The sequence below is a fragment of the Streptomyces sp. NPDC004721 genome (assembly GCF_053601495.1).
This window is the reverse complement of record NZ_JBSGBZ010000042.1, coordinates 41,546-65,972: the sequence shown is the minus strand read 5'-3', so window position 1 is coordinate 65,972 and position 24,427 is coordinate 41,546. Positions and strand designations below refer to the sequence as shown.

At 71.8% G+C, this 24,427-nt stretch carries 25 protein-coding genes and 1 tRNA gene; 17 read left to right on the top strand and 9 right to left on the bottom strand.

Annotated elements, in window-relative coordinates; translation table 11 throughout:
• Positions 1 to 61: 61 nt before the first annotated feature.
• The 3 genes from ACWEK3_RS30590 to phoU all read right to left on the bottom strand — a co-directional run bounded on the left by ACWEK3_RS30590 (position 62) and on the right by phoU (position 2,055).
• Complete coding sequence (locus ACWEK3_RS30590; protein WP_450545903.1) at positions 62 to 628, bottom strand: lamin tail domain-containing protein; 567 nt, start codon at positions 626 to 628, stop codon at positions 62 to 64.
• Between the two features lie 455 nt (positions 629 to 1,083).
• Positions 1,084 to 1,239: a hypothetical protein gene (locus tag ACWEK3_RS30585; protein WP_450545901.1), complete on the bottom strand. Its 156-nt coding sequence runs from the start codon at positions 1,237 to 1,239 to the stop codon at positions 1,084 to 1,086.
• 126 nt (positions 1,240 to 1,365) lie between these two features.
• Positions 1,366 to 2,055 carry a phosphate signaling complex protein PhoU gene (gene phoU, locus ACWEK3_RS30580; protein WP_450545899.1) on the bottom strand — a complete coding sequence of 230 codons (690 nt, stop codon included), beginning with the start codon at positions 2,053 to 2,055 and terminating at the stop codon, positions 1,366 to 1,368.
• Between the two features lie 235 nt (positions 2,056 to 2,290).
• Here phoU and ACWEK3_RS30575 point away from each other — a divergent pair, with 235 nt between their 5' ends.
• The gene (locus tag ACWEK3_RS30575; protein ID WP_390874924.1) at positions 2,291 to 3,553 is read left to right on the top strand and encodes a sensor histidine kinase; all 1,263 of its coding nucleotides are present in this window, start codon (positions 2,291 to 2,293) and stop codon (positions 3,551 to 3,553) included.
• Positions 3,550 to 4,230: a response regulator transcription factor gene (locus ACWEK3_RS30570; RefSeq protein ID WP_010358452.1), complete on the top strand. Its 681-nt coding sequence runs from the start codon at positions 3,550 to 3,552 to the stop codon at positions 4,228 to 4,230. The genes ACWEK3_RS30575 and ACWEK3_RS30570 overlap by 4 nt, the downstream gene beginning before the upstream one ends.
• Before the next feature lie 113 nt (positions 4,231 to 4,343).
• On the opposite strand, the gene ACWEK3_RS30565 is transcribed toward ACWEK3_RS30570, so the two are convergent.
• On the bottom strand, positions 4,344 to 5,009 hold the full coding sequence (locus ACWEK3_RS30565; RefSeq protein WP_450545897.1) for a copper chaperone PCu(A)C: 666 nt from the start codon (positions 5,007 to 5,009) through the stop codon (positions 4,344 to 4,346).
• Between the two features lie 692 nt (positions 5,010 to 5,701).
• Between ACWEK3_RS30565 and ACWEK3_RS30560 the strand changes: the two genes are divergently transcribed.
• The 7 genes from ACWEK3_RS30560 (at position 5,702) to ACWEK3_RS30530 (ending at position 12,655) form a co-directional block, all read left to right on the top strand.
• Entirely contained in the window at positions 5,702 to 6,184 is a 483-nt protein-coding gene (locus ACWEK3_RS30560) for a CarD family transcriptional regulator (protein WP_003953493.1), read from the top strand.
• 307 nt (positions 6,185 to 6,491) lie between these two features.
• Positions 6,492 to 7,256 (top strand): 2-C-methyl-D-erythritol 4-phosphate cytidylyltransferase, encoded by a 765-nt coding sequence (ispD, locus tag ACWEK3_RS30555; RefSeq protein WP_450545895.1) that lies wholly within the window; start codon positions 6,492 to 6,494, stop codon positions 7,254 to 7,256.
• A complete protein-coding gene (gene ispF, locus ACWEK3_RS30550) occupies positions 7,246 to 7,740 on the top strand; it encodes a 2-C-methyl-D-erythritol 2,4-cyclodiphosphate synthase (protein WP_453251068.1) in 495 nt (164 codons plus the stop codon). The genes ispD and ispF overlap by 11 nt, the downstream gene beginning before the upstream one ends.
• 78 nt (positions 7,741 to 7,818) lie before the next feature.
• Entirely contained in the window at positions 7,819 to 8,223 is a 405-nt protein-coding gene (locus tag ACWEK3_RS30545; protein ID WP_450545892.1) for a PPOX class F420-dependent oxidoreductase, read from the top strand.
• A gap of 106 nt (positions 8,224 to 8,329) precedes the next feature.
• Complete coding sequence (cysS, locus tag ACWEK3_RS30540) at positions 8,330 to 9,730, top strand: cysteine--tRNA ligase (protein ID WP_453251067.1); 1,401 nt, start codon at positions 8,330 to 8,332, stop codon at positions 9,728 to 9,730.
• 96 nt (positions 9,731 to 9,826) lie between these two features.
• Positions 9,827 to 10,768, top strand: a complete 942-nt coding sequence (rlmB, locus tag ACWEK3_RS30535; RefSeq protein WP_450545889.1) for a 23S rRNA (guanosine(2251)-2'-O)-methyltransferase RlmB — start codon at positions 9,827 to 9,829, stop codon at positions 10,766 to 10,768.
• Positions 10,769 to 10,915: 147 nt separating this feature from the next.
• Positions 10,916 to 12,655, top strand: a complete 1,740-nt coding sequence (locus tag ACWEK3_RS30530) for a DoxX family membrane protein (RefSeq protein WP_450545887.1) — start codon at positions 10,916 to 10,918, stop codon at positions 12,653 to 12,655.
• Between the two features lie 40 nt (positions 12,656 to 12,695).
• On the opposite strand, the gene ACWEK3_RS30525 is transcribed toward ACWEK3_RS30530, so the two are convergent.
• The 3 genes from ACWEK3_RS30525 to ACWEK3_RS30515 all read right to left on the bottom strand — a co-directional run bounded on the left by ACWEK3_RS30525 (position 12,696) and on the right by ACWEK3_RS30515 (position 15,726).
• A complete protein-coding gene (locus ACWEK3_RS30525) occupies positions 12,696 to 13,427 on the bottom strand; it encodes a nucleotidyltransferase family protein (RefSeq protein WP_450545885.1) in 732 nt (243 codons plus the stop codon).
• A gap of 462 nt (positions 13,428 to 13,889) precedes the next feature.
• The gene (locus ACWEK3_RS30520) at positions 13,890 to 14,345 is read right to left on the bottom strand and encodes a hypothetical protein (RefSeq protein ID WP_453251066.1); all 456 of its coding nucleotides are present in this window, start codon (positions 14,343 to 14,345) and stop codon (positions 13,890 to 13,892) included.
• Between the two features lie 244 nt (positions 14,346 to 14,589).
• Complete coding sequence (locus tag ACWEK3_RS30515) at positions 14,590 to 15,726, bottom strand: ABC transporter ATP-binding protein (RefSeq protein ID WP_225074556.1); 1,137 nt, start codon at positions 15,724 to 15,726, stop codon at positions 14,590 to 14,592.
• Positions 15,727 to 15,962: 236 nt separating this feature from the next.
• Here ACWEK3_RS30515 and ACWEK3_RS30510 point away from each other — a divergent pair.
• Positions 15,963 to 16,040: transfer RNA gene (locus ACWEK3_RS30510), tRNA-Thr, on the top strand.
• A 61-nt stretch (positions 16,041 to 16,101) separates the two neighbouring features.
• Here the strand turns inward: ACWEK3_RS30510 and ACWEK3_RS30505 are convergent.
• Positions 16,102 to 17,754, bottom strand: coding sequence for an FAD-dependent oxidoreductase (locus tag ACWEK3_RS30505; protein ID WP_450545909.1), 1,653 nt, complete (start codon positions 17,752 to 17,754; stop codon positions 16,102 to 16,104).
• A 233-nt stretch (positions 17,755 to 17,987) separates the two neighbouring features.
• On the opposite strand from ACWEK3_RS30505, the gene ACWEK3_RS30500 reads away from it, so the two are divergent.
• From ACWEK3_RS30500 to ACWEK3_RS30470, 7 genes are read left to right on the top strand one after another with little or no spacing between them, the layout of a single operon-like run.
• Complete coding sequence (locus ACWEK3_RS30500) at positions 17,988 to 19,130, top strand: SchA/CurD-like domain-containing protein (RefSeq protein WP_450545883.1); 1,143 nt, start codon at positions 17,988 to 17,990, stop codon at positions 19,128 to 19,130.
• A gap of 41 nt (positions 19,131 to 19,171) precedes the next feature.
• Entirely contained in the window at positions 19,172 to 19,615 is a 444-nt protein-coding gene (locus tag ACWEK3_RS30495; protein WP_225074558.1) for a cupin domain-containing protein, read from the top strand.
• Complete coding sequence (locus ACWEK3_RS30490; protein ID WP_376551435.1) at positions 19,612 to 20,880, top strand: beta-ketoacyl-[acyl-carrier-protein] synthase family protein; 1,269 nt, start codon at positions 19,612 to 19,614, stop codon at positions 20,878 to 20,880. The genes ACWEK3_RS30495 and ACWEK3_RS30490 overlap by 4 nt, the downstream gene beginning before the upstream one ends.
• A complete protein-coding gene (locus ACWEK3_RS30485; protein WP_450545880.1) occupies positions 20,877 to 22,127 on the top strand; it encodes a ketosynthase chain-length factor in 1,251 nt (416 codons plus the stop codon). Before ACWEK3_RS30490 ends, ACWEK3_RS30485 begins: the two co-directional genes overlap by 4 nt.
• Positions 22,128 to 22,171: 44 nt before the next feature.
• Positions 22,172 to 22,429 carry an acyl carrier protein gene (locus tag ACWEK3_RS30480; RefSeq protein ID WP_141360117.1) on the top strand — a complete coding sequence of 86 codons (258 nt, stop codon included), beginning with the start codon at positions 22,172 to 22,174 and terminating at the stop codon, positions 22,427 to 22,429.
• A gap of 2 nt (positions 22,430 to 22,431) precedes the next feature.
• Positions 22,432 to 22,914, top strand: coding sequence for an SRPBCC family protein (locus tag ACWEK3_RS30475; protein WP_376406201.1), 483 nt, complete (start codon positions 22,432 to 22,434; stop codon positions 22,912 to 22,914).
• 19 nt (positions 22,915 to 22,933) lie between these two features.
• On the top strand, positions 22,934 to 23,257 hold the full coding sequence (locus ACWEK3_RS30470) for a TcmI family type II polyketide cyclase (protein ID WP_361424673.1): 324 nt from the start codon (positions 22,934 to 22,936) through the stop codon (positions 23,255 to 23,257).
• 131 nt (positions 23,258 to 23,388) lie between these two features.
• On the opposite strand, the gene ACWEK3_RS30465 is transcribed toward ACWEK3_RS30470, so the two are convergent.
• Positions 23,389 to 24,417, bottom strand: a complete 1,029-nt coding sequence (locus tag ACWEK3_RS30465; protein ID WP_361412713.1) for a methyltransferase — start codon at positions 24,415 to 24,417, stop codon at positions 23,389 to 23,391.
• Positions 24,418 to 24,427 lie beyond the last annotated feature (10 nt).

Genomic DNA, 24,427 nt, shown 5'->3' with positions numbered 1-24,427 from the left:
CCGGCCGGGGGCCTTTCAGTGGCCGGGGCCTGCCCGGACCGTCAGCAGGGGGTGCTCGGGGTCAGCGGCGGCCGCCGCGGTGGTCGCGGTCGTTGTGCGAGCCGCGGGTGTCACGCGCGTCGTCGCGGTCGTTGTGCGAGCCGCGGGTGTCACGGGGGTCGTGGCGGTCGTTGTTCCAGGCGGCGGTGTCCACCACGCGGCCGCGCTCGTTGCGCAGGGTGGCGGTGTCGCGGCGGTCCCAGACCTGGTTGCGGCGGTCCTGGAACAAGTCGTTGCGGGTGTCGCGGCCCACGCCGGTGTGGACCCGGACCGTGTCGTGGCCGCTGAGGCGGAAGTGGCGGAAGGTGTAGGTGTGGCCGTGCCTGTCGGACAGCGTCCAGCCGCTCAGGTTGACGTTCTGGCGGCTGTTGTTCGTGATCGCCACCCACTCCTGGTTCAGGGCGCGGTTGGAGCGGTAGTAACGGCCCTCGGTGCCGAGGTGCACGTTGCTGATCACCACGTTCTCGCGGTGCGAGCGCGGGGCGTGGTCGGCCGCGGACGCCGGCAGCGCGACGGTACCGACCAGTGCTCCGGCGGCGGCGACGGCGGCGGCCAGACGACGAGCGGTCACAGAAACGGAAACGGACACGGGCTCTCCCTGCTTGGTGCGAGCACACTCCGCCCGCGGGGACGAGCCGTGCGGGTGGAGTGTGCGCTGTGCGGTGGCGGCCGGCCGGCCGCTCCCTCACACCTTGTCCGTCGATTCCCGGACATGGCGGTAATTCCCGACTGGTGTTACAGAGTGCCCATATTTCTGTGACGGTTGCCTGTAGGGATCATTCACTCGCCGAACACGGACAGTTGACGGGCCGTCGGCGGGAAGGCCCTTGCGGGCACTGAGCCGCGGCGCGCGCTCGCCATGGCGCGCCACCCCGGACGCGGCGCGGCCGTCACTCCTCCGTGCGTAACAGCCGGTGCGGGTGCCGGCGCATACGGCGCAGGGCCCCGGTGGAGTACCGGGGCCCTGCGACCACCGCGGCGACGTGCCGCGGTGCGGATGTAGGTGAACCGAGACAGGTGGACGTGGTGGGCGTCGGCGGCCCGTCAGCCGCACTGGCAGGGGCCGCCCGACTGGCAGCCGCAGCCGCAGCCCGAGCCGCAGCCGCAGGCGCCGAAGAGCGGGAGGCTCCTGATCTCGGCGGGCTGCTCGGTCTCGCGTTCGTGCGTGGGGTCGGGTGTGGTGCTGGGGGATTCGGCCATGGGTCCCTCCTCGAGGCTGGTGCCTTTGCCCATTTCATGCCCGCCGCACTGGGCGCATCAACGGCGCACGGTGGCTCGAGCACGCCTCGGCGTCCCCGCGCGCCGGCCCCGGCCGGCTCCCGGTCGTCAGGCGCCCTCCACCCCCGTCACCGGCTGGATGTCCTGCTGGAAGTCGTCCGCGTGCTCACCGGTCACCAGGTACACCACCCGCTTGGCGACCGCCACCGCGTGGTCGGCGTACCGCTCGTAGTAGCGGCCGAGCAGGGTGACGTCCACGGCCGTCTCGATGCCGTGCTTCCAGCGGTCGTCGATCAGGTGCTGGAACAGGGTGCGGTGCAGCAGGTCCATCTCGTCGTCGTCCTGCTCCAGCTGGAGGGCCAGGTCGACGTCCTTGGTCACGATCACCTCGGCCGCCTTCGCCATCAGGCGCTGGGCCAGTTGCCCCATCTCCAGGATGGTGGCGTGCAGGTCCTGCGGGACCGCGCGCTGCGGGAAGCGCAGCCGGGCGAGCTTGGCCACGTGCTGGGCCAGGTCGCCCGAACGCTCCAGGTCGGCGGACATCCGCAGGGACGTGACGACGATCCTGAGGTCCGTCGCCACCGGTTGCTGCCTGGCCAGCAGGGCTATCGCCCGGGCCTCCAGGTCATGCTGGAGCTCGTCGACCCTCTGGTCGCCCTCGATCACGCTCTCGGCCAGCTTCAGGTCGGCGTCCAGGATGGCGGTCGTGGCGCGCCCGATCGCCGACCCGACCAGCCGGGCCATCTCCACCAGACCGTCGCCGATCGAGTCCAGTTCCTCGTGGTACGCGTCCCGCATCAGGGTTCCCTCTCGTGCGTCGTCGTTCGGGGGTTCGGTAGGGGTCTCCGGGGCCGGAGGCCACGGCGGAGCCTGGGGTACGAACCCCACGCTCCCACGGTCGGGGGCGTACGCGTCCGTTTCCGTCACCCCAAATGAACCATTACTGGCTCCAAGGTGAACTCTGGGCGACGAGTGTCCGAGGTCGCACCTCGACGGCTGTGGACGGGTCCTGTCCCGTGCCTAACCTGGACGCATGGACGTGAACGCGGCGGTCGCCGCAGCGGCAGCGATCGCCGGAGTGCTCACCGGCGTCATCGCCATGCTGGCGTTCCGCTGGAGCGAGCGCGAGCAGAGGCGCCCGACCCGTACTTCCCTGCACATCGACCCGGTCCTGCCGCCGGGTGTGGACACCGTCCTCTCCGTGCTGCGCTCCTCCGCGGTCGTCCTCGACGAGGCCGACGCCGTGGTCAAGGCCAGCTCCGCAGCGTACGCCCTCGGGCTGGTCCGCGGCGGCAAGCTGGCCGTGGAGCCGATGCTCCAGATGGCCCGGGACACCAGGAGGGACGGAGAGATACGGCAGGTCGAGCTTGACCTGCCGCGACGCGGCACCGGACGCGGCGAGGCCCTCGCCGTCTCCGCGCGTGTCGCGCCGCTGGGCTCCCGGCTGGTCCTGCTCCTGGTCGAGGACCTGACCGAGGCCCGCCGCATCGAGGCCGTACGACGCGACTTCGTCGCCAATGTGAGCCACGAGCTGAAGACGCCCGTCGGCGCGCTCTCCCTGCTGTCCGAGGCCGTCATGGACGCCTCCGACGACCCGGAGGCCGTGGAGCGCTTCGCCGGGCGCATGCAGATCGAGGCGACCCGGCTCACCAACCTGGTGCAGGAACTCATCGACCTGTCCCGGGTGCAGAACGACGACCCGCTGGAGGACGCCGAGCCCGTCCGCGTGGACGAGCTGGTGGCCGAGGCCATCGACCGCTGCCGCCATCAGGCGGGAACCAAGCAGATCACGATGGCCGCCGGTGGCACCGCGGACCTGCGCGTGTGGGGCAACCGCGGCCAGCTCGCCGCCGCCCTCGGCAACCTCGTGGAGAACGCCGTCAACTACTCCCCGTCCCGCACCCGCGTCGGCATCGCCGCGCGCAGGGTCAACGTCCCCGGCGGGGACCTCATCGAGATCGCCGTCACCGATCAGGGCATCGGCATCTCGGACAAGGACAAGGAGCGCATCTTCGAGCGCTTCTACCGCGTCGACCCGGCCCGGTCGCGTGCCACGGGGGGCACCGGCCTGGGTCTGGCGATCGTGAAGCACGTGGTCGCCTCGCACGGCGGGGAGATCACCCTGTGGAGCGCCGAGGGACAGGGCTCCACCTTCACCCTGCGGCTGCCGGAGGCGGCCGCGGCCCGAGAGGCCCGCGACCGCGCGCAGCAGCACCCCGCCCTCGACGAGGAGGCCGGGCAGCTCACTCAACCAGCCCCTTACGAACCGCTTCCCGCCCCGGAGGTCCTTCCGTGACCCGAGTGCTCGTCGTCGAGGACGAGGAGTCCTTCTCCGACGCCCTGTCGTACATGCTCCGCAAGGAGGGCTTCGAGGTCGCCGTCGCGGCCACGGGGCCCGACGGACTCGACGAGTTCGAGCGCAACGGCGCCGATCTCGTCCTCCTCGACCTGATGCTGCCGGGGCTGCCCGGCACGGAGGTGTGCCGCCAGCTGCGCGGCCGCTCCAACGTTCCCGTGATCATGGTGACCGCCAAGGACAGCGAGATCGACAAGGTCGTCGGCCTGGAAATAGGCGCGGACGACTACGTCACCAAGCCGTTCTCCTCCCGCGAGCTGGTCGCCCGTATCCGCGCGGTGCTGCGCCGGCGCGGTGAGCCGGAGGAGGTCACTCCGGCGGCCCTGGAGGCCGGGCCGGTCCGCATGGACGTCGACCGGCACGTGGTCACGGTCTCCGGCTCCAAGGTCGACCTCCCCCTCAAGGAGTTCGACCTGCTGGAGATGCTGCTGCGCAACGCCGGCCGGGTCCTGACCCGGATGCAGCTCATCGACCGCGTCTGGGGTGCCGACTACGTCGGCGACACCAAGACGCTGGACGTCCACGTCAAGCGTCTGCGCGCGAAGATCGAGCCGGATCCGGGCGCCCCGCGCTACCTGGTGACGGTCCGGGGGCTCGGTTACAAGTTCGAGCCGTAGACCGGTGCGGGCCGCGCAGCGCGCATCGTCCGTCCCCTGCACGCCGAGGGCGGCACCCTCCTGAAGAGGGTGCCGCCCTCGGCGTGCTTGCCGTGCTTGTCGCGGACCGGGTCTCAGTTGCCGGTCGTCGACTGCGAGGCCGAGTCGCTGGGCGCGGCGGCGTCGCCGCCCGACGCGGAGGCCGACCCGGACTGCTGGGCCGCCGGCGACTTCGACTGCTGGCCCGCGGCGGAGTGGGACGCGGCCGGCTCGCCGGGTGCCGCCGGGATGTTGCTCGGGCCCCACTTGTCGAAGTAGCCCTGGGCCGGGACCACGAAGGCGCGCAGGCTCACGTCACCGGTCTTGCTGAAGGTGAAGGTGATCTTCTGCGCGTTGCCGTCCTTGAGCACCGGGCCGGGGTTGGTCAGCGCGGCGGAGGCGTTGCCCTTGCCGCCGAGGATCACGGAGCCGTGCGCGGGGATGGTCAGCTTGCCGCTGCCCTGCGCCGGGGTGATCTGGGCGGAGCCGTCGCCGTCGACACGGATACCGTCCAGCGTCTGGTCGGTCGTGCCGTTGTTGAAGAGCGTCGCGATGATCACGGCCGGGCCCTTGGTCTGGACGCCGGGCTGGGTGACGACCACAGCGTTCTGGACCTTGATCGTGCCGACCCTCGTGGCCGCGTGGTCGGGGCGGATCTGGAGCGTCTGGGCATCGTTGCCGGCGCCGCACGCGGCGAGCGAGGCGATCGAGAACGCGATGGCGGCGGCGGCGAGGGCGCCGCGTCGAAGGCTGCTGCTCACGGCGGCGGCAACTCCTTGAACGTGGGCGGAACAGGGCGGCTCCCTTATAAAGCCGCCCTAAGCGTCTGTCAGCGGCCATAGGTTACCGAGCCGTTCCCACGGGCCCGCACCCGACCCGCCCCCTGTGCCTTCCGCCACACCCCGCGCCCCCGCGGCGCAGCCGTCCCGGCGTCCCGAATCCGGTCGTGCGGGCCGGGGTCGTGCGGGCGCCCGCGCATTGGGCCGGGCGGCCGTCCGCCTTTCCGATAAGCGCCCCCCGCATAGCCCGCTCATAGCCCGTCATCGGCCTGCCGGGGATTTCCGGTGGAGGAATGCGCGCCGGGGGCGGGAATTGATCACCGGTCGTCCATCCGGGGGATGGCGCGAACGACGTGATCAATTCCGGATTCGTCTTGGAGACGGCTCCGGAGCACCGAACGGAGTAGCGGAAGTCGAGCGCTTGGAACCAGACAAAACGGGATGTTCAGCCGTTTGGACGGGGCGCCGGATGTGTGTAACGTACGCGTTTCACCTCGCGTGGAGAGCCCCTCCGACCTGCGAATACCTGCTTCCCCTTGACCCCCGTGACCCCTCCGAAGCACGTCCCCGTCGCTGTTGTCAAGCCCCGAGATATGCCCTGACCTGCGAAAACGCCATTCAGAAGACGCCGTATCCGTGTTACCCTGGATAGCCACGGAAGGGGTACCTGTCACATGACGTTCAAGGTTGGCGACACCGTGGTCTATCCCCATCACGGGGCCGCGCTGATCGAGGCTATCGAAACTCGCCAGATCAAAGGCGTGGACAAGACCTACTTGGTGCTGAAGGTCGCCCAGGGTGACCTGACGGTGCGTGTGCCAGCGGACAATGCGGAGTTCGTCGGCGTGCGTGATGTGGTCGGTCAGGACGGGCTGGACCGGGTCTTCGAGGTCCTGCGCGCTCCGTACGCCGAGGAGCCCACGAACTGGTCGCGTCGTTACAAGGCAAATCTGGAGAAGCTCGCCTCCGGCGATGTCATCAAGGTCGCGGAAGTCGTGCGTGACCTGTGGCGTCGCGAGCGCGAGCGCGGACTCTCCGCCGGTGAGAAGCGCATGCTCGCCAAGGCCCGCCAGATCCTGGTGAGCGAGCTCGCCCTCGCGGAGAACACCAACGAGGACAAGGCCGAGGCCCTGCTCGACGAGGTTCTCGCGTCCTGACGCGAGGCGACTGCCACACCCGCCTCAGTTCAGCACAGAAAATGCCGCGGTGCCCGATGGCGCGTTTCACGTCGCCGGGCGCTGCGGCATGTTCGTACCCGCGCGCGTCCGCGCGGGTGTCCTCCATGCCGTACGGCCGGGGAGGCCCCCGATACTGTGTGCCGGGCCCGGGCAGCCGACTCGACCAGGGTCACGGAAGGGTCCGGTCGAGGCCGCATGCCCGGCACTCCCCCCGGGCTCTACGAGCAGGGGGGTGCTCCCCCAGGCCATACCCACGCCGGGCCGCCACACAAACCTGACAGGAACCATGTCTGACGATTCGCGCCCCTCACCCACGAGCGGCCGACCGGGAGCCTCCGTCGCCGCCGTGATTCCGGCCGCCGGCCGGGGCGTACGCCTCGGTCCGGGCGCCCCCAAGGCACTGCGCGCGCTGAACGGCACGCCCATGCTCATCCACGCCGTGCGGGCCATGGCCGCCTCCCGGGCGGTCTCCCTGGTCGTCGTCGTGGCCCCGTCCGACGGCGCCGCCGAGGTCAAGTCGCTCCTCGACGCGCACGCGCTGCCCGAGCGCACGGACTTCCTCGTCGTGCCGGGCGGCGAGACCCGCCAGGAGTCGGTCAGGCTCGGCCTGGACGCGCTGCCGCCCGGCCACGACATCGTCCTCGTGCACGACGCGGCCCGCCCGCTGGTGCCGGTGGACACCGTGGACGCGGTCATCGAGGCCGTGCAGGCCGGGGCGCCCGCCGTCGTACCGGCGCTGCCGCTCGCCGACACCGTCAAGCAGGTCGAGCCCGCGGCGGTGCCCGGCGGGCCCGAGCCGGTGGTGTCCACGCCCGACCGCTCGCGGCTGCGGGCCGTGCAGACCCCGCAGGGCTTCGACCGGGCGACGCTGGTCCGCGCCCACGAGACGGTCACCGACGACGTCACCGACGACGCGAGCATGGTCGAGCAGCTCGGCGAGCGGGTCGTGGCCGTGCCCGGCCACGAGGAGGCCTTCAAGGTCACCCGTCCGCTGGACCTGGTCCTCGCGGAGGCGGTCCTGGCCCGGCGGAGGCTGAACGATGGCTTCTGACGCGCCCATGCTTCCCCAGGTCGGCATCGGCACCGACATCCACGCCTTCGAGGAGGGCCGCGAGCTGTGGTGCGCGGGCCTGAAGTGGGAGGGCGAGGGCCCGGGACTGGCCGGGCACTCCGACGCCGACGTCGTCGCGCACGCCGCGTGCAACGCGCTGTTCTCGGCCGCCGGCCTCGGCGACCTCGGGCAGCACTTCGGCACCGGGCGCCCCGAGTGGTCCGGCGCGTCCGGGGTCACCCTGCTGGCGGAGGCCGCGCGGATCGTACGCGCGGCGGGCTTCCGGATCGGGAACGTGGCGGTGCAGGTCGTCGGCCCCCGGCCGAAGATCGGCAAGCGCCGGGACGAGGCACAGAAGGTCCTGTCCGAGGCGGCCGGAGCGCCGGTCACCGTCTCCGGCGCGACCACCGACGGGCTCGGCTTCCCCGGCCGCGGCGAGGGGCTGATGGCGGTGGCCACGGCGCTCGTGGTGCGAGCGGGCTGACGGCGTGCGAGGGTACCCGCGTACCCCTCGCCCCCGACGCGGGCACCCGACGCCCGACCAGGCTCACGGAGGTCCCCCATGTCCGCCGCCCTGCCCGAACGGCTCAAGTCACTGCTCGACGGTCCCGTCTTCGTCGTCCTCGGCACGATCCAGCCCGACGGCAGCCCGCAGCTGTCCCCGGTATGGGCGAAGCGGGACGGCGACGACGTCCTCGTCTCCACCACCGTCGACCGCCGCAAGAAGAAGAACCTCGACCGCGACGCCCGCGCGAGCGTCGTCGTCCAGGACCCCGATTCCCCCTACGAGTACGCCGAGATCCGCGGCACCGCCGAGTTGACCACCGCGGGCGCCCGGCAGCTCATCGACGAGCTGTCCCTGAAGTACACCGGCAAGAAGTACGCCGAGTTCAACCCCTCCTCGGCGCAGGACGCCGAGCGCGTGATCGTACGGATCAGGCCGCGGAAGGTCGTCGGGATCCTGTGACCGCGGCCCTCCCGCGCGGGGGATGTGCGGAACGTGTGCGGAAAAGCAGCGCGCACGCGGCGGGAAGGCAAGCGAGGTACTGCCCGGGGCCCACTACCCTGGTGTGGTGACTATTCGCCTGTACGACACCAGCGCCCGGCAGATCCGTGACTTCACCCCGCTCGAGCCGGGTTGCGTCTCGATCTACCTGTGCGGCGCCACCGTGCAGGCGGCCCCGCACATCGGGCACATCCGCTCGGGGCTGAACTTCGACATCATGCGCCGCTGGTTCGCCTACCGCGGCTACGAGGTGACGTTCATCCGCAACGTCACCGACATCGACGACAAGATCATCGCCAAGGCGCACGAGCAGCACCGCCCGTGGTGGGCGATCGGCTACGGCAACGAGCGCGCGTTCGACGACGGCTACACCGCGCTCGGCTGCCTGCCGCCCACCTACGAGCCCCGCGCCACCGGCCACGTGCCGGAGATGATCGAGATGATGCGTGGCCTCATCGAGCGCGGTCACGCCTACGCCGCCGAGGGCAACGTCTACTTCGACGTGCGCTCCTTCCCCGGTTACCTGGAGCTGTCGCGACAGGAGCTCGACAACCTGCTCCAGCCCTCCGGTGAGGGCGAGACCGGCAAGCGCGACCCGCGCGACTTCGCCATGTGGAAGGCGGCCAAGCCGGGCGAGCCGACCTGGGACACCCCGTGGGGGCCGGGCCGTCCGGGCTGGCACCTGGAGTGCTCGGCGATGGCGCACAAGTACCTCGGCAGCGCCTTCGACGTCCACGGCGGCGGCCTGGACCTGATCTTCCCGCACCACGAGAACGAGATCGCCCAGGCCAAGGCCTACGGCGACGAATTCGCGCGGTACTGGGTGCACAACGCCTGGGTGACCATGGCCGGCGACAAGATGTCCAAGTCGCTGGGCAACAGCGTGCTCGTCTCCGAGATGGTCAAGCAGTGGCGGCCCATCGTGCTGCGGTACTACCTGGGCACCCCGCACTACCGCTCGATGATCGAGTACAGCGAGGAGGCGCTGCGCGAGGCCGAGTCCGCGTTCGCCCGGATCGAGGGCTTCGTCCAGCGCGTGGTGGAGAGGGCGGGCCCGGTCGAGCCGGCCGAGCAGGTGCCGCCCGCGTTCGCCGAGGCGATGGACGACGACCTGGGCGTGCCGCAGGCGCTCGCGGTGGTGCACACCACCGTCCGCCAGGGCAACAGCGCGCTCGCGGCCGACGACAAGGAGGCCGCCGTGGCCCGGCTCGCCGAGGTGCGCGCCATGCTCGGCGTCCTCGGCCTGGACCCGCTGGACCCGCACTGGGCCGGAGCGGGCGAGCAGCGCGGCGAGGACCTGCACGGCGTGGTCGACACCCTGGTCCGCATGGTCCTCGTCCAGCGCGAGGCGGCCCGCGCCCGCAAGGACTGGGCGACCGCCGACGCCATCCGCGACCAGTTGAACCAGTCCGGCCTCGTGATCGAGGACAGCTCCCAGGGACCGCGCTGGAGCCTGGGCGCGCGCTGAGTCGCCCGCGAGCACGGAAGATCGATTGTGCCGCCCGGCCTCCCGGGCGGCACACTGCATAGACGTACGTACGACGTTTCAACAGACAGGTAGGTCATGGCCGGGAACAACCGCCGCATGTCCGGCAAGAAGGGCGCGCAGGTCGGCAGCGGCGGCCAGCGGCGCCGGGGGCTCGAGGGCAAGGGGCCCACGCCCCCTGCCGAGATGCGCAAGGGTCACGCCAAGCAGCGCGTCGCCCAGGCGAAGGCTCGCCGCGCCCAGGGCCGCCCGCAGCAGCGGCGCGGCTCGGGCAGGTCGTCCTCCGAGCTCGTCGTCGGCCGCAACCCGGTCGTCGAGGCGCTGCGCGAGGGCGTGCCCGCCACCACGCTCTACGTCCAGCAGTTCATCGACAACGACGAGCGGGTCCGCGAGGCGCTCCAGCTCGCGGCCGAGCGCGGCGGGATCAACCTCATGGAGGCCCCGCGTCCCGAGCTCGACCGGATGACGAACGGGCTCAACCACCAGGGCCTGGTCCTCCAGGTGCCGCCGTACGAGTACGCGCACCCCGAGGACCTCGCCGACGCCGCCTACGACGAGGGCGAGGACCCGCTGATCGTCGCCCTCGACGGGGTGACCGACCCGCGCAACCTCGGCGCGGTCGTCCGCTCCGTCTCCGCCTTCGGCGGGCACGGCGTGGTCGTCCCCGAGCGGCGCGCGGCCGGTATGACCGCGGGCGCCTGGAAGACCTCCGCCGGCACGGCCGCCCGTACGCCGGTGGCCCGTGCCACCAACCTGACCCGCGCCCTGGAGACGTACCAGAAGGCGGGCATCACGGTGGTCGGCCTCGCGGCGGACGGCGAGGCGGAACTCGGCGACCTGGACGCGCTGGAGGGGCCCGTCGTCATCGTCGTCGGCAGCGAGGGCAAGGGCCTGTCCCGGCTGGTCGGCGAGACCTGCGACCTGCGGGTGCGGATCCCGATGCCGGGCGGCGCGGAGTCGCTGAACGCCGGTGTCGCGGCCGGGATCGTGCTCTACGAGGCGGCGCGCAGGCGCGCCTGACCGGTCGTCCGGACCCGGGCGGGTGGTCGAACGGTCATCCGTACGATCACCCGCCCGGGTGGAACCGGGCGATCCGTACAACCTTGACGCGGTCCGGACAGATCCGACGCGTCACGGCAGTGTCCTAACTCGTCGTCACTCGGTTAGATGAGTGTGGACACCAGAACACCCCGCACACCCACGGGGGACCGCTCGTCGGGATACGACGACGCTCCCGCGCTGAGCATGGTGAAGGTGCCGAGCGATCCGGCGCAGGTCATCGTCAACCACGCGAGTTTCCGCGTGCAGTTGGGCGCCACCTCGCGGCGCGCCCAGTCCCTGCGGATCACCCGGTACCCCGGCGGCACCCAGAACACCGGCCGCGTGGCCTTCGCCGCGAGCCGGGCCGGGGCCGCGACCCACCGCCGCCCGGTCGTCTGGAGCGGCCGGTCAGCCCCGGACGACACCGGCGCCCACCGACTGCTCCAGGCCGTGCGGACCGGAAGCGTGTGGCACTCCGAGGAGCCGTCCGCGGACGCCGGGGCCACGCAGGTCATGCCGCGTATCGGCGGCGCGCCGGGCCACGACCCCTACGACCTCGCGCAGACGGTCGAGACCCCCGTCGTCGGCGCCCAGCGCACGCCCCGGCCCGGCGAGACCCGGCTGCTGCCGCACATGCGGACCGCGGGCAGCGCCTACGAGGAGTCCGCCCGCGGCGCTGCCGGGTACGGCGGGAACGGGTACGGCACCCCGTCGTACGGCCAACCGCCGTACGACGACGCCGACTTCGCGGACGACGAGCACGGTGCGTACGACGCGTACGGCGAGCAGGGCGGGCACCGGCAGGGCAGGCGCCACGCCGACGACCTGTCCCGGCACGCGTACTACCCGGGCCGGCGCATGAACCTCGGCGTCGTGCTGCTCCCGCTGCGCATCTTCCTCGGGTTCATCTCCCTCTACGCCGGCATGGGCAAGCTGTGCGACCCGCTCTACTTCGACGGCGGCAAACGCGGCTCCATGGTCAAGTGGCTCAACACCCTGCACCCCTGGGAAGTCGCCGAGCCACTCCGTCAGTTCGCGCTCCAGCACCCCGTCGGCTCCGGGCTCGTCATCGCCTTCCTCCAGGTCATCGTGGGGATCCTCACGGTCCTGGGCTGCTGGCAGCGGGTCGCCGCGGCGATCGGCGCGCTGCTGTCGGCCGCGCTGATCGTGACGGTGAGCTGGAAGACGGTGCCCGTCTACGACGCACCGGACATCATCTACCTCGCCGCCTGGTCCCCGCTGGTCATCGCCGGCGCGCCCGTGTACTCCGTGGACGGCCGCCTCGCCGCCTCCGCCTGGCGACGGCTCGGACCGCGCTCCGACATCTGGGAGCTGCGCCGGTTCGTGCTGCGTCGCGGCGCCCTGGTCACGGTGGTCGTCACCGGTCTGACGCTGCTCGTCGGCTCGCTGCTCGGGGGCGCCGTCCGCGACGCCGACCGGGTGGTCGTGCCCCGACCCGGCGAGGCCCCGCGCAACGAGCTGCCCGGCTCTCCGCTGCCGAAGGAGACGGGCGAGCTGCAGCAGAAGCCGCCGTCGGCGTCGACCTCGCCGACCGCCCGGCACGGTTCCTCGGCCGGCCCGTCCCGCGGCCCCGCGAGCACGCCGGGCGCGACCCGCGAGAGCGGTACCGCGACCGGCGGCGTGCCCAGCGAGACCCAGGGCACCGGCCAGACCCCGCCGCGTCACTCCGCCCCGGCGCAGCAGGCACCCAGCACCAGCTCGGGGCCGACCTCCGGCGGTACCGAGACCGGTGGCAGCACAGGATCGGGCGGTGGCTCCGGGGGCCCCAGCTCCAGTGGCGGCGGCTCCAACGGCGGTAGCTCGTCCTCGGGTCAGCCGGGGCTGGTGGGCGGACTGCTGGGGTAGCCCGCTCCCCGGTTCGCCGTACGGGTGCGGCGCTGCGGGTTCACCTCCCCAGCGCCGCCAGCTCCTTCGCGGCCTCCGTGAGGTCCTTCGCGGTGTCGATGGCGCGCCAGTAGGCGCCCTGGGGGATGGGGAAGCCGGCGAGCCTTCGCTCGCGGGCCAGGTGTGGGAAGGTGGTGCGCTCGTGGTCGCCGCGCTCCGGGAGGAGGGTGGCGAACTCGGGCGAGAACACGTAGACGCCCGCGTTGATCTCGAAGGTCGAGGGCGGGGCCTCGATGAAGTCCGTGATGTGGCCGAAGCCGTCCGTCCGCACGGCGCCCCACGGAATCCGCGGGCGGGCCAGCGCGAGGGTGGCCACCGCGTCGCGCTCGGTGTGGAAGTCGGCCATGTCGCGCAGCGAGAACCGGGTCCAGATGTCGCCGTTGGTGGCGTACCAGGGCTGGTCCGGGTGGGGCAGCTGGGCGGCGGCGAACTTCAGGCCGCCGCCGCGGCCGAGGGGCTCCGGCTCCACGACGGTGCAGACACGGACCGGCAGGTCCGCCGTCTTCAGCCAGTCCTGGAGCACCTCGGCGAGGTGGCCGCAGGACACCACCACGTCCGTCACACCCTCCTCGGCCAGCCAGGCGAGCTGGTGGCCGATGATCGGGGTGCCCGTGCCGGGGATCTCGACCATCGGCTTGGGCCGGTCGTCGGTGTAGGGCCGCAGCCGGGAGCCCTGGCCTCCGGCCAGGACGACGGCTTGAGTGGGGCGGGACGCCGCATTCGGATGGGTCATGCCCCGCACTGTACGACCCACGCTTCGGGCCCCGTCCGCCGCCAAGGAATTCCCCGCGCACCGATAATCGACTTCCGACCCGGATCCGGCCCTTCGCGCGGGGGCGGGTCGGCCCGGCGGGCCCAGATGTGGGGGAGCGGTGTCTGCGCCAGGTCCGTCGGTCGGTGGACCTGGCGTTCGGGGCGCGCGTCACGAGTGCCCGTGTCCAGGCCCGGGGCAGCCCGCTGAGTTATCGGGCCAAGGCGTGGGCTCGGCCCTCCGCGCTGCCGTGCTGTGCCGTGGCCTGGGCCCTCTCGGGCCGCGTGGGTTGCCCGGTTTCCGCGGGGCGGCCTCGCCCTGGCCCCGGGACTGCCACAGGCCGCTCTGTGGGCTTGCCCGGTCGTGTCCAGGGCGGGCCCCCGCGAGGGGTGGCCCGCCCTGGACACGAGGGACTCGCTCAAACGGCCAGGGGGCCGCGGCGTGTCAGTTGTGGGTGGACTGGATGCCGGAGGCGAAGGAGGTGTCGCAGACCGGGCGGGCGTAGGACTGGGCGCGGGCGGGGCCGTAGATGCGGACGGCCGCGCGGCCCAGGGTGCGGGCGATGGAGGCGCAGTGGCCGGCCAGCGACGGGCGGCCGTTGACCGCCTCCTGGAGGTGGGTGAGGACCACGCCCGGGTTCCGGTCCTGCAACTCGGTCAGCAACTGGTCGCGCAGCACGTCCTGGGGGGCGCGGGCGCGGGACTTCGCCGGGGAGCCGACGGCCACGGCGTCCGACGCGGCCAGCACCGAGTTCGAGGGGCTCCCCGACCAGTTGACCCGGGTGACCGCGAGGGTTCCGGAGAGCACCAGGACGACGGGCAGGACGAGGGCGAGGGAGCGGCCGATCCGGCGGGCGGGGCCCGGGCCGCGTCGCGTGGGGTGGTTGGTGGAGTGCTTCACGCGAGTGAGGGTAGCGCCCGGTAATGATTTGGCGACATTTAGTCACCCCTTCGGGGGATGGTCAGACGCTCTCTCCCGGGTGACGTGTTGACGCACACCGCTCGAAATGTCCGGTGCGCCAGGGTGGTTCGGAGGCATGGAGAAGGGCCCCGCGGCCAGGTCGCGGGGCCCTTCTCGTCAACTTGGGTGAATCCCCCCGGGAGTGTCCCGAGGTTTCAGCCGTAAGGCGTCAGCCGCGGACGCGTCAGTCCGACAGGCGCTCGCCCGTGGAGGTCGAGAACACGTGGGTCTCGCCCGGCCGCGGCACGACGTGCAGCGTGGAGCCCTTCTCCGGGACGGAACGGCTGCTGACGCGGACGACGAGGTCCCTCTGCTCGCCGCCGACCTCGACCGAGCCGTAGACGTACCCGTCGGCGCCCGTCTCCTCCACCACGTTCACGGAGACCGCGAGGCCGGCCGGAGCGTCCTCGGTGTCCTTCGACAGCGAGGCCGCCGCGCCGCCGCCCAGCTCGACCACGTCGAAGTGCTCGGGGCGCACGCCCACCGTCACCGTGCGGTCACCCTTGTCCGAGGCGGCCTTGAGCGCCTCCCGGTTGACCGGCACCACGCTGTTGCCGAACTTCACACCGCCGTCGGTGATCGGCACCTCAACGAGGTTCATGGCGGGCGAGCCGATGAAGCCGGCGACGAAGAGGTTCGCGGGCTTGTCGTACATGTTGCGCGGCGAGTCGACCTGCTGGAGCAGACCGTCCTTGAGCACCGCCACCCGGTCGCCCATGGTCATGGCCTCGACCTGGTCGTGGGTGACGTAGACGGTGGTGATGCCGAGCCGGCGCTGGAGCGAGGCGATCTGCGTACGGGTGCTCACCCGGAGCTTGGCGTCCAGGTTGGACAGCGGCTCGTCCATGAGGAACACCTGCGGCTCGCGCACGATCGCGCGGCCCATGGCGACACGCTGGCGCTGACCGCCGGAGAGCGCCTTCGGCTTGCGGTCGAGGTACTCGGTCAGGTCGAGGATCTTCGCGGCCTCCTCGACCTTCTGCCGGATCTCCGCCTTGTTGACACCGGCGATCTTGAGCGCGAAGCCCATGTTGTCGGCGACCGTCATGTGCGGGTACAGCGCGTAGTTCTGGAACACCATGGCGATGTCCCGGTCCTTCGGCGGCAGGTGGGTGACGTCGCGGTCACCGATCCGGATGGCCCCGCCGTTGACGTCCTCCAGGCCCGCGAGCATCCGCAGGGAGGTGGACTTGCCGCAACCGGACGGGCCGACCAGGACGAGGAACTCACCGTCCTCGATGTCGATCTCGAGCGCGTCGACGGCGGGCTTGTCGGAACCCGGGTAGATCCGGGTCGCCTTGTCGAACTGGACAGTGGCCATGATGAATGGGCCCCCTTCTACCGGCAGGAACGTGCCGGACGATCCGTTGTAGGAAGGTGGTTGCCACTACGGGTGAATCCGTTGTGGTGATGGTGTAGTCCACACGGGTGAACTGGCACAGGACGGTACCTGGCGTTCACCTGGTCTGTCAGTACTCGGGGGCTGGTGAACTTCACGGAAATTCCTGCCGGGCCGCCTCGGGGACCTGGGTACACTGCACGGACACACCCATACAGGCCTCCTTAGCTCAGCTGGTCCAGAGCGGCTGTCTTGTAAACAGCAGGTCGTCGGTTCGAATCCGACAGGGGGCTCCACACACGGAGGCCACCCGCGCCGCGAGGTGCGGGTGGCCTCCGTTCGTTTTCGCAGGTCAGGTCAGGCTGTTCTGAGCAGCGTCCGTACGACCTGACGCAGCGTCGCCTCGGGGTCCGGTGCGGCAGCTGCCGCCCGCCAGGCGACGAACCCGTCCGGGCGGACCAGCACCGCCCCGTCGGGCGTCGTGCCGTGGGCCCGCGCCCAGTCGGGTGCCGCCCCGTCCGCGCCGCCGTGCGGGTCGTACATCAGCTCGGCTCCGACGCGGTACGAGTCCAGGCGCACGCCGTCGCTCTCGCTCTCGGCGAGGCGCAGGGCCGCCGTGTGCCAGCCCGCCGTCGACTGGGCGTCGCTCAGCAGCACCAGGGAGCGCTCGTACAGGTCGAGCGTCGAGATCCGCTCGCCGCCGCGGCGCAGCCACAGGTGGGGCGCCCGGCTGCCCGGCTCGCCGGTCAGGCGCATCGCCTCGGGCACGACCTCCTGGTCCGGGTCGGCGCCCACGACGGCGCCGTGCGGGTAGCGGTAGCCGAGGACGACGTTGAGAATGCCGCCGCGCTTGCCGCCGCCGATGCCGGGTGCCGGGGCGAAGCCGGGGTGGCTGTGCTCGACGGAGCGGGCGGAGGCGCGGGCGCTGGTCGCCGTGGCGACGGGGCGGCGCTCGGTGTCGTAGGTCTCCAGGAGGCCGGGGCCGGCCCAGCCGCCGAGCACGGCGGCCAGCTTCCAGACCAGGTTGTGCGCGTCCTGGATGCCGGTGTTGGAGCCGAAGGCGCCGGTGGGGGACATCTCGTGCGCGGAGTCCCCGACGAGGAACACCCGTCCGGCCGAGTAGCGGTCGGCGACCCGTTCGGCGGCACGCCACGACGCCTTGCCGGTGATCTCCACATCCAGGTCGGGGGCTCCGATCGCGCGGCGGATGTGCCGCTGGAGCCGGTCCTCGGTGAACTCCTCCACCGTCTCGCCCCGCTCCGGGTGCCAGGGCGCGTGGAAGACCCAGTGCTCCTTGTTGTCGACGGGCAGCAGGGCCCCGTCGGCGTCCGGGCCGGTGAGGTAGCAGCAGATGAAGCGGCGTTCGCCCACCACCTCGGCGAGCAGCTTGGAGCGGAAGGTGACGCTGACGTTGGCGAACAGGTCGCCGGGCCCGCTGTGCCCGATGCCGAGGCGGCGCCGGACCGGGCTGCGCGGGCCGTCGGCGGCTACCAGGTAGTCGGCGCGGACGGTGTACCGCTCGTCGTTGCCCCGGTCCCGTACCACCGCGGTCACGCCCTCGCCGTCCTGCTCGAAGGACTCCATCTCGTGGGAGTAGCGCAGATCGCCGCCGAGCCTCCGGGCACCCCTCAGCAGCTCGGGCTCCAGGTCGTTCTGGCTGCACAGGCACCAGGAGGTGGGGCTGAACCTGGCGAGGCCGCCGTCCGGGTCGATGTGCTTGAACAGCCACTCGCCCGCGTCGCCGGCCAGGGTGGGCGTCTGGAGGATGCCGTGGTTGTCCGCGAGCAGCGATGCCGCCGTCTTGATCTCCGGCTCGACGTCGGCCACCCGGAACAGCTCCATCGTCCGCACGTTGTTGCCGCGTCCACGCGGGTGAATGGACGTGCCGGAGTGCCGCTCGACCAGCAGGTGCGGCACGCCGTGGCGGCCCAGGAACAGGGAGGCGGACAGGCCCACCAGGGAGCCGCCGACGATGAGGACGGGTACCCGGTGGTCGGCTTCTCGGCGCATCGATGCCTCCAGGAGCGGGGGTGCGGGTGCGGGGCGCGTCGGAGTGTCCATGCCCTCCCGGAGGCCGTCGTGCGTACGTCCACGGCACCAATCACCCGTGTGATCACCCGCGTGGTGCACACGAGTCGCGCACCGATCGGGACCGGCTCAGGATCGAGATCACGCTGACGTCGCGTCACCCGCGGCCGGCGTTTCCTCTGCCCCGCCACGCACCGCCAAGGAGACGTACGCAGATGACCGCCATCTCTGAGCGAGTTTCAGAACCGACCGAGCAGCAGGCCGCGAAACGTGTCTCCCAGTCCGTCTTCGACGGTTCCCGGCTCCGGGTCATCCTGCTGGTGAACGTCTACGACGGCGCCCAGCAGCAGTTCCTGGAGGCGTACGAGGAGATGTGCAAGCAGGTCGCGTCCGTCCCCGGGCACGTCAGCGACCAGCTGTGCCAGTCCATCGAGAACCCCTCCCAGTGGCTGATCACCAGCGAGTGGGAGAGCGCCCCGCCGTTCCTCGCCTGGGTGAACAGCGAGGAGCACGTGCGGATGGTGCAGCCGATGCACGGCTGCATCCGGGACACCCGGTCGCTGCGCTTCCACATCGTCCGTGAGACCGGCCACACGGCGGTGGGCGAGGCTTCCGCCGAGCGCCGGCTGCAGGCCTCGCCGCGGATCGGGGACGGTGTGATCCGGCACGCGCTGACCTTCACGGTGAAGCCGGGCAGCGAGCGGAAGGTGGCCCAGATCCTGGCCGACTACGAGCCGCCCGAGGCGAACGTGGACGGCACCACCCGGTTGTGCCGTACCTCCCTGTTCATGCACGGCAACCGGGTCGTGCGGGCGATCGAGGTGCGCGGCGACCTCCTCGCGGCGCTGCGGCACGTGGCCCAGCAGCCGCAGATCCGGAAGGTCGAGGAGGACCTCAACCCCTACCTGGAGCAGGACCGCGACCTCAACGACCAGGAGTCCGCACGGGTGTTCTTCACCCGGGCGGCGCTGCCCGCGGTGCACCACGTGACGGCCGACCAGGAGAGTCCGGAGGCGGAGCGGCACGCGCTGTACTACCCGGCGCGGCAGGGCATGGGCATGAAGCTGGCGGAGCTGCTGTCCCATCAGGACGAGCGGGCCGCGGCGGACCCGGGCAGCCCGGTGCTGCGCAGCACGGTCTTCGAGCGGGACGACGTCGTCGTCCGCCTGATCGACATCCGTGGCGGGCTGGACGCCGACCCGGCCGCCGCGCTGGGCGTGGCGGATGCCGCGAAGGTGTCGGAGCTGTCCGCCCTGCTCGACGCGGGCGCCGCCAAGAAGGACGGCGACCTGGCCAGTCTGCTCACCCTCGCCCGTATGGACCTCATCACCGACCGCCGGTCCGCGCCGGACGCCTGACGCATTCCGAAGCCGACGTACCACACCACCGGAGGAACGACGTGATCAAACCCAGGCCCAGGATCGTGGAGCTCGGCGAGACCGAGCCCAACACGAAGCGCGGAGGCGATCTTCGCGCCATGCTCACCCCGGCCACGGTCGGTTCCACCAGCGGCTTCATGGGCGTGGCCATCGTGCAGCCCGGCGACCGCATCGGGGAGCACTACCACCCGTACTCCGAGGAGTTCGTGTACGTCGTCTGCGGCGACCTCGAGGTGGACCTGGACGGCGAGCCGCACCCGCTCAGGCCGGAACAGGGCCTGATGATCCCCGCCTACATGCGCCACCGCTTCCGCAACGTGGGCGACGTGGAGGCGCGGATCGTCTTCCACCTGGGGCCGCTGGCCCCGCGCCCGCAGCTCGGCCACGTCGACACGGAGGGCACCGAGCCGGCGGCGGCCGGTGCGGAGGCGCCGCCGGCGGGCGTGGCAGAGGTCCGATCATGACCAGGCGGGTGGCGGTCACCGGCATAGGCATCGTGGCGCCGGGCGGTATCGGCGCCCCCGCTTTCTGGGACCTGCTGGCGAACGGGCGCACCGCGACGCGGGGCATCACGTTCTTCGACCCGGCCGGTCTGCGGTCCCGGATCGCGGCCGAGTGCGACTTCGACCCGGCGGCCTCGGGGCTTGACGAGGAGCAGGTCGCGCGCTGCGACCGCTACATCCAGTTCGCCCTGGCCGCCGGCCAGGAGGCGGTGTCGGACTCCGGACTCGACCTCGCCGGGGAGAACCCCTGGCGGGTCGGGGTCTCGCTGGGTACCGCGGTCGGCGGCACCACCCGGCTGGAGAACGACTACGTCCTGGTCAGCCACCGCGGCGAGCGCTGGGACGTGGACCACGAGCGGGCCCGGCCGCATCTGGAGCGGGCGTTCACCCCGAGCACGCTGGCCTCCACGGTGGCCGAGCGGTTCGGGGCCCGCGGGCCGGTGCAGACCGTCTCCACCGGCTGCACCTCCGGGCTCGACGCGGTCGGCTACGCGCTGCACACCGTGGAAGAGGGGAGGGCGGACATCTGCATAGCCGGAGCGTCGGACTCGCCGATATCACCGATCACCATGGCGTGCTTCGACGCGATCAAAGCGACGTCGCCGAACAACGACGACCCCGCCCACGCCTCCCGCCCCTTCGACAACGACCGTGACGGGTTCGTCATGGGCGAGGGCGGCGCGGTGCTCGTCCTGGAGGAGCTGGAGCACGCCAGGGCCCGCGGCGCCCATGTGTACTGCGAACTCAGCGGCTACGCCACGTTCGGCAACGCCTACCACATGACCGGACTGACCAGCGAGGGCCTGGAGATGGCGCGGGCGATAGAGACCGCGCTGGACCACGCCCGACTGGACGGCTCCGCGATCGACTACGTCAACGCGCACGGCTCCGGCACCCGCCAGAACGACCGGCACGAGACGGCCGCGGTGAAGCGGGCGCTGGGCCACCACGCCTACGGCACCCCCATGAGCTCCATCAAGTCGATGGTGGGCCACTCGCTCGGGGCGATCGGGGCGATCGAGGTGGTGGCCTGTGTGCTGGCCCTGGCCCACCAGATGGTCCCGCCGACCGCGAACTACGAGACCCCCGACCCCGAGTGCGACCTGGACTACGTCCCGCGGGTCGCCCGTGAGCGGAAGCTGGGCAGCGTGCTCTCCGTGGGCAGCGGCTTCGGCGGCTTCCAGTCCGCGGTGATCCTGACCCGGCAGAGGGAGAGGACACGATGAGCGCACAGCGCGAGCGGCGGGCCGCTGTCACCGGCATCGGTGTCGTCGCGCCCGGCGGCACGAGCACCGAGACCTTCTGGAAGTCCACCCAGGAGGGCGTGAGCGTCCTGGACCGCGTGACCCGTGAGGGCTGCGAGCACCTGCCGCTGAAGGTGGCCGGGGAGGTGCGGTCCTTCGAACCCTCGGCGGCGGTCGAGGAGCGCTATCTCGTCCAGACCGACCGTTTCACGCACTTCGCGATGGCCGCGGCCGACGCCGCCCTCCAGGACGCCCGGCTGGGGCAGGCCGACACCGACGCGGCCCCGTTCTCCGCGGGCGTGGTCACCGCGGCCGGGTCCGGCGGCGGCGAGTTCGGCCAGCGGGAGCTGCAGAAGCTGTGGAGCAAGGGCAGTCGCTATGTCGGCCCCTGGCAGTCCATCGCCTGGTTCTACGCGGCCAGCACCGGCCAGGTCTCCATCCGGCGCGGTTTCAAGGGCCCCTGCTCGGTGGTCGCCGCCGACGAGGCGGGCGGCCTGGACGCCCTGGCGCACGCGGCCCGTGCCGTCAAGCGCGGCACCGACGTGATCGTGGCCGGTTCGACGGAGGCGCCGCTGGCCCCGTACTCGATGGTCTGCCAGCTCGGTTACCGGGAGCTGAGCCCGGTGGCCGATCCGAAGCGCGCCTACCGCCCGTTCACCGAGGACGCCTGCGGGTTCGTGCCGGCCGAGGGCGGCGCGATGCTCACCGTGGAGGCGGCCGACGCGGCCCGGGAGCGGGGCGTGCCCGTACGGGCCGTCCTGGCCGGGCACGCGGCGACCTTCACCGGCGCCTCCCGCTGGGAGCTGTCCCGGGAGGGGCTGGCGGAGGCGATCCGCGGCGCGTTGGCCGAGGCCGGGTGCGCACCCGAGGAGGTCGACGTCGTCTTCGCCGACGCCCTCGGCGTCCCCGAGGCGGACCGGGCCGAGGCGCTGGCCATCGCCGACGCGCTCGGCGCGCACGGCCGGCGCGTGCCGGTCACGGCACCCAAGACGGGCACCGGCCGGGCGTACTGCGCCGCTCCGGTGCTGGACACGGCGGCGGCGGTCCTCGCGATGGAGCACGGCCTGATCCCGCCCACCCCGAACGTCTCCGACATCTGCCATGACCTCGACCTGGTGACCGGTCGTGCCCGTGCCGCCGAGGTGCGCACGGCACTGGTCCTCAGCCGGGGGCTCATGGGCTCGAACTCGGCGCTGGTGCTGCGGCACGGCGCCGCCGACGCCTCGTAGCGAGGCAGCCAGGATCAACCGGGAGCAACAAGGAGAGGAACCGCATGAGTGACCGAATCACAGTGGAGGAACTGGCCGAACTCATGAAGAAGGCCGCCGGGATCACCGTCAGCCCGCAGGAGCTGGCAGACCGGTCCGAGACCGGATTCGACGAGATCGGCATCGACTCGCTCGGCCTGCTCGGCATCGTGGGCGAACTGGAGAACCGGCACGGTATCCCGATGCCGGCCGACGCGGAGCGCTGCAAGACGCCCAGGAAGTTCCTCGACCTCGTCAACAGCACTCTTCTGGCAGGAGCGTAGACATGGCGGGACACACGCAGAACGAGGTCACCATCGCCGCGCCGGTGGATCTCGTCTGGGACATGACCAACGATGTGGCGAACTGGCCGCGGCTGTTCAGCGAGTACGCCTCCGCCGAGATCCTGTCCCAGGACGGCGACAAGTGCACCTTCCGCCTGACCATGCATCCGGACGAGAACGGCACCGTGTGGAGCTGGGTCTCCGAGCGCGAGCCCGACCGGGCCACGCTCTCTGTCAGGGCCCGCCGGGTCGAGACGGGCCCCTTCGACCACATGAACATCCACTGGAGGTACGAGGAGGTCCCCGGGGGCACGCGGATGATCTGGACCCAGGACTTCGCGATGAAGCCGGAAGCGCCGGTCGACGACGACTGGATGACCGACAACATCAACAAGAACTCCAAGGTCCAGATGGCCCTGATCCGCGACAGGATCGAGAAGGCCGCCGCCGGGCACCGGGCCGAGCCGGCCCTGACCACCGACTGAGCCGGACGGAGAGAGGACCGTGCACCAAGAACTGATCGTCGCCCGAATGGCCCCGGGGTCGGCCCCGGACATCGCCAGGATCTTCGAGGAGTCCGACCGGGGGGAGCTGCCGCACCTGGTCGGTGTCACCCGACGCAGCCTCTACCAGTTCGGCGATGTGTACATGCACCTGATCGATGCGGACCGGGACCCGGGACCCTCCATCGCCAAGGTGGCGAACCACCCCGAGTTCCGGGGCATCAGCGAGCGGCTGTCGGCGTACGTCAGCGCCTACGACCCGCAGACCTGGCGCTCACCGAAGGACGCGATGGCCCAGCGCTTCTACCTGTGGGAGCGTGACTGAGTCGCCGGACCGAGCCACCTGACGCGCCGTCCGGTCCCTCACGGACGGCCACCGGCCGCCGGGCCCGCACTGTCGCGGGCCCGGCGGCCGGTGTCCGAGGAGGTCGCGGCGGCGCCGCCGGCGGGGTCCGGTCAGGCGGGCACCGCGCAGTCGAAGGCGTGCAGATAGGCGTTGACCGGGCTGATGTCGTCGATGACCAGGCCGGCCGCCTTCAGCCGGTCGGCCATGCTGGCGCTGGTGTGCTTGGCACCGCCGACGTTCAGCAGCAGGAGCAGGTCCATGGCGGTGCTGAACCGCATCGAGGGGGTGTCGTCGACGAGGTTCTCGATGACCACGACCCGCGCCCCGGGCCCGCCCGCCTCGATGACGTTGCGCAGGCAGCGGGCGGTGGAGTCGTCGTCCCACTCCAGGATGTTCTTGATGATGTAGACGTCGGCCCTGACCGGGATGGCCTCGCGGCAGTCGCCGGGCACGATCCGCACCCGGTCCGCCAGCGAGCCGCCCGCGCGCAGCCGGGGGTCGGCGTTGTCCACCACCCGCGGCAGGTCCAGCAGGGTGCCGTGCATGTGCGGGTACTTCTCCAGCAGGCTCGCCACCACGTGCCCCTGGCCGCCGCCGATGTCGGCGACCGAGGAGGCGCCGGACAGGTCGAGGAGCGCGGCGACGTCCCGAGCGGACTGCTTGCTGGAGGTCGTCATGGCCCGGTTGAAGACGTCCGCCGACTCGGGGGCGTCCTCGTTGAGGTGGACGAAGAACTCCTTGCCGTACAGGTCCTCCACCACGTTGCGGCCGGTGCGCACCGCCTCGTCCAGTTTCGGCCAGGCGTCCCAGGTCCACGGCTCGGTGCACCAGAGGGTGATGTAGCGCAGGCTGCCCGGATCGTCCTCGCGCAGCAGCCGGGACATGTCGGTGTGCGCGAACGTTCCGTCGGGCTGCTCGGTGAAGACGCCGTAGCAGGTCAGCGCCCGCAGCAGCCGGCGCAGCGGCTTCGGTTCGGTCTTCACGGCGGCCGCGAGGTCCTCCACGGCCATGGGTGCGTCCCCGAGCGCGTCGGCCACACCGAGCCGGGCGGCCGCGCGGAGGGCGGCGGCGCACGCCGCCCCGAACGCGAGCTCCCTGAGCCGCATGGACGGCGGTGGGGCGGACTGAGCGGTCGTCATGTGCCGCCTT

Excerpts from the sequence above, each read along its gene's own strand:
- ACWEK3_RS30490 (WP_376551435.1), top strand. The coding sequence starts at position 19,612 with ATGACCAGGCGGGTGGCGGTCACCGGCATAGGCATCGTGGCGCCGGGC.
- phoU (WP_450545899.1), bottom strand. The coding sequence starts at position 2,055 with ATGCGGGACGCGTACCACGAGGAACTGGACTCGATCGGCGACGGTCTG.
- ACWEK3_RS30585 (WP_450545901.1), bottom strand. The coding sequence starts at position 1,239 with ATGGCCGAATCCCCCAGCACCACACCCGACCCCACGCACGAACGCGAG.
- ACWEK3_RS30480 (WP_141360117.1), top strand. The coding sequence starts at position 22,172 with ATGAGTGACCGAATCACAGTGGAGGAACTGGCCGAACTCATGAAGAAG.
- ACWEK3_RS30515 (WP_225074556.1), bottom strand. The coding sequence starts at position 15,726 with ATGGCCACTGTCCAGTTCGACAAGGCGACCCGGATCTACCCGGGTTCC.
- ACWEK3_RS30530 (WP_450545887.1), top strand. The coding sequence starts at position 10,916 with ATGAGTGTGGACACCAGAACACCCCGCACACCCACGGGGGACCGCTCG.
- ispD (WP_450545895.1), top strand. The coding sequence starts at position 6,492 with ATGTCTGACGATTCGCGCCCCTCACCCACGAGCGGCCGACCGGGAGCC.
- ACWEK3_RS30500 (WP_450545883.1), top strand. The coding sequence starts at position 17,988 with ATGACCGCCATCTCTGAGCGAGTTTCAGAACCGACCGAGCAGCAGGCC.
- ispF (WP_453251068.1), top strand. The coding sequence starts at position 7,246 with ATGGCTTCTGACGCGCCCATGCTTCCCCAGGTCGGCATCGGCACCGAC.
- ACWEK3_RS30485 (WP_450545880.1), top strand. The coding sequence starts at position 20,877 with ATGAGCGCACAGCGCGAGCGGCGGGCCGCTGTCACCGGCATCGGTGTC.
- rlmB (WP_450545889.1), top strand. The coding sequence starts at position 9,827 with ATGGCCGGGAACAACCGCCGCATGTCCGGCAAGAAGGGCGCGCAGGTC.
- ACWEK3_RS30545 (WP_450545892.1), top strand. The coding sequence starts at position 7,819 with ATGTCCGCCGCCCTGCCCGAACGGCTCAAGTCACTGCTCGACGGTCCC.
- ACWEK3_RS30505 (WP_450545909.1), bottom strand. The coding sequence starts at position 17,754 with ATGCGCCGAGAAGCCGACCACCGGGTACCCGTCCTCATCGTCGGCGGC.
- ACWEK3_RS30465 (WP_361412713.1), bottom strand. The coding sequence starts at position 24,417 with ATGACGACCGCTCAGTCCGCCCCACCGCCGTCCATGCGGCTCAGGGAG.
- ACWEK3_RS30575 (WP_390874924.1), top strand. The coding sequence starts at position 2,291 with ATGGACGTGAACGCGGCGGTCGCCGCAGCGGCAGCGATCGCCGGAGTG.
- ACWEK3_RS30475 (WP_376406201.1), top strand. The coding sequence starts at position 22,432 with ATGGCGGGACACACGCAGAACGAGGTCACCATCGCCGCGCCGGTGGAT.
- ACWEK3_RS30560 (WP_003953493.1), top strand. The coding sequence starts at position 5,702 with ATGACGTTCAAGGTTGGCGACACCGTGGTCTATCCCCATCACGGGGCC.
- ACWEK3_RS30525 (WP_450545885.1), bottom strand. The coding sequence starts at position 13,427 with ATGACCCATCCGAATGCGGCGTCCCGCCCCACTCAAGCCGTCGTCCTG.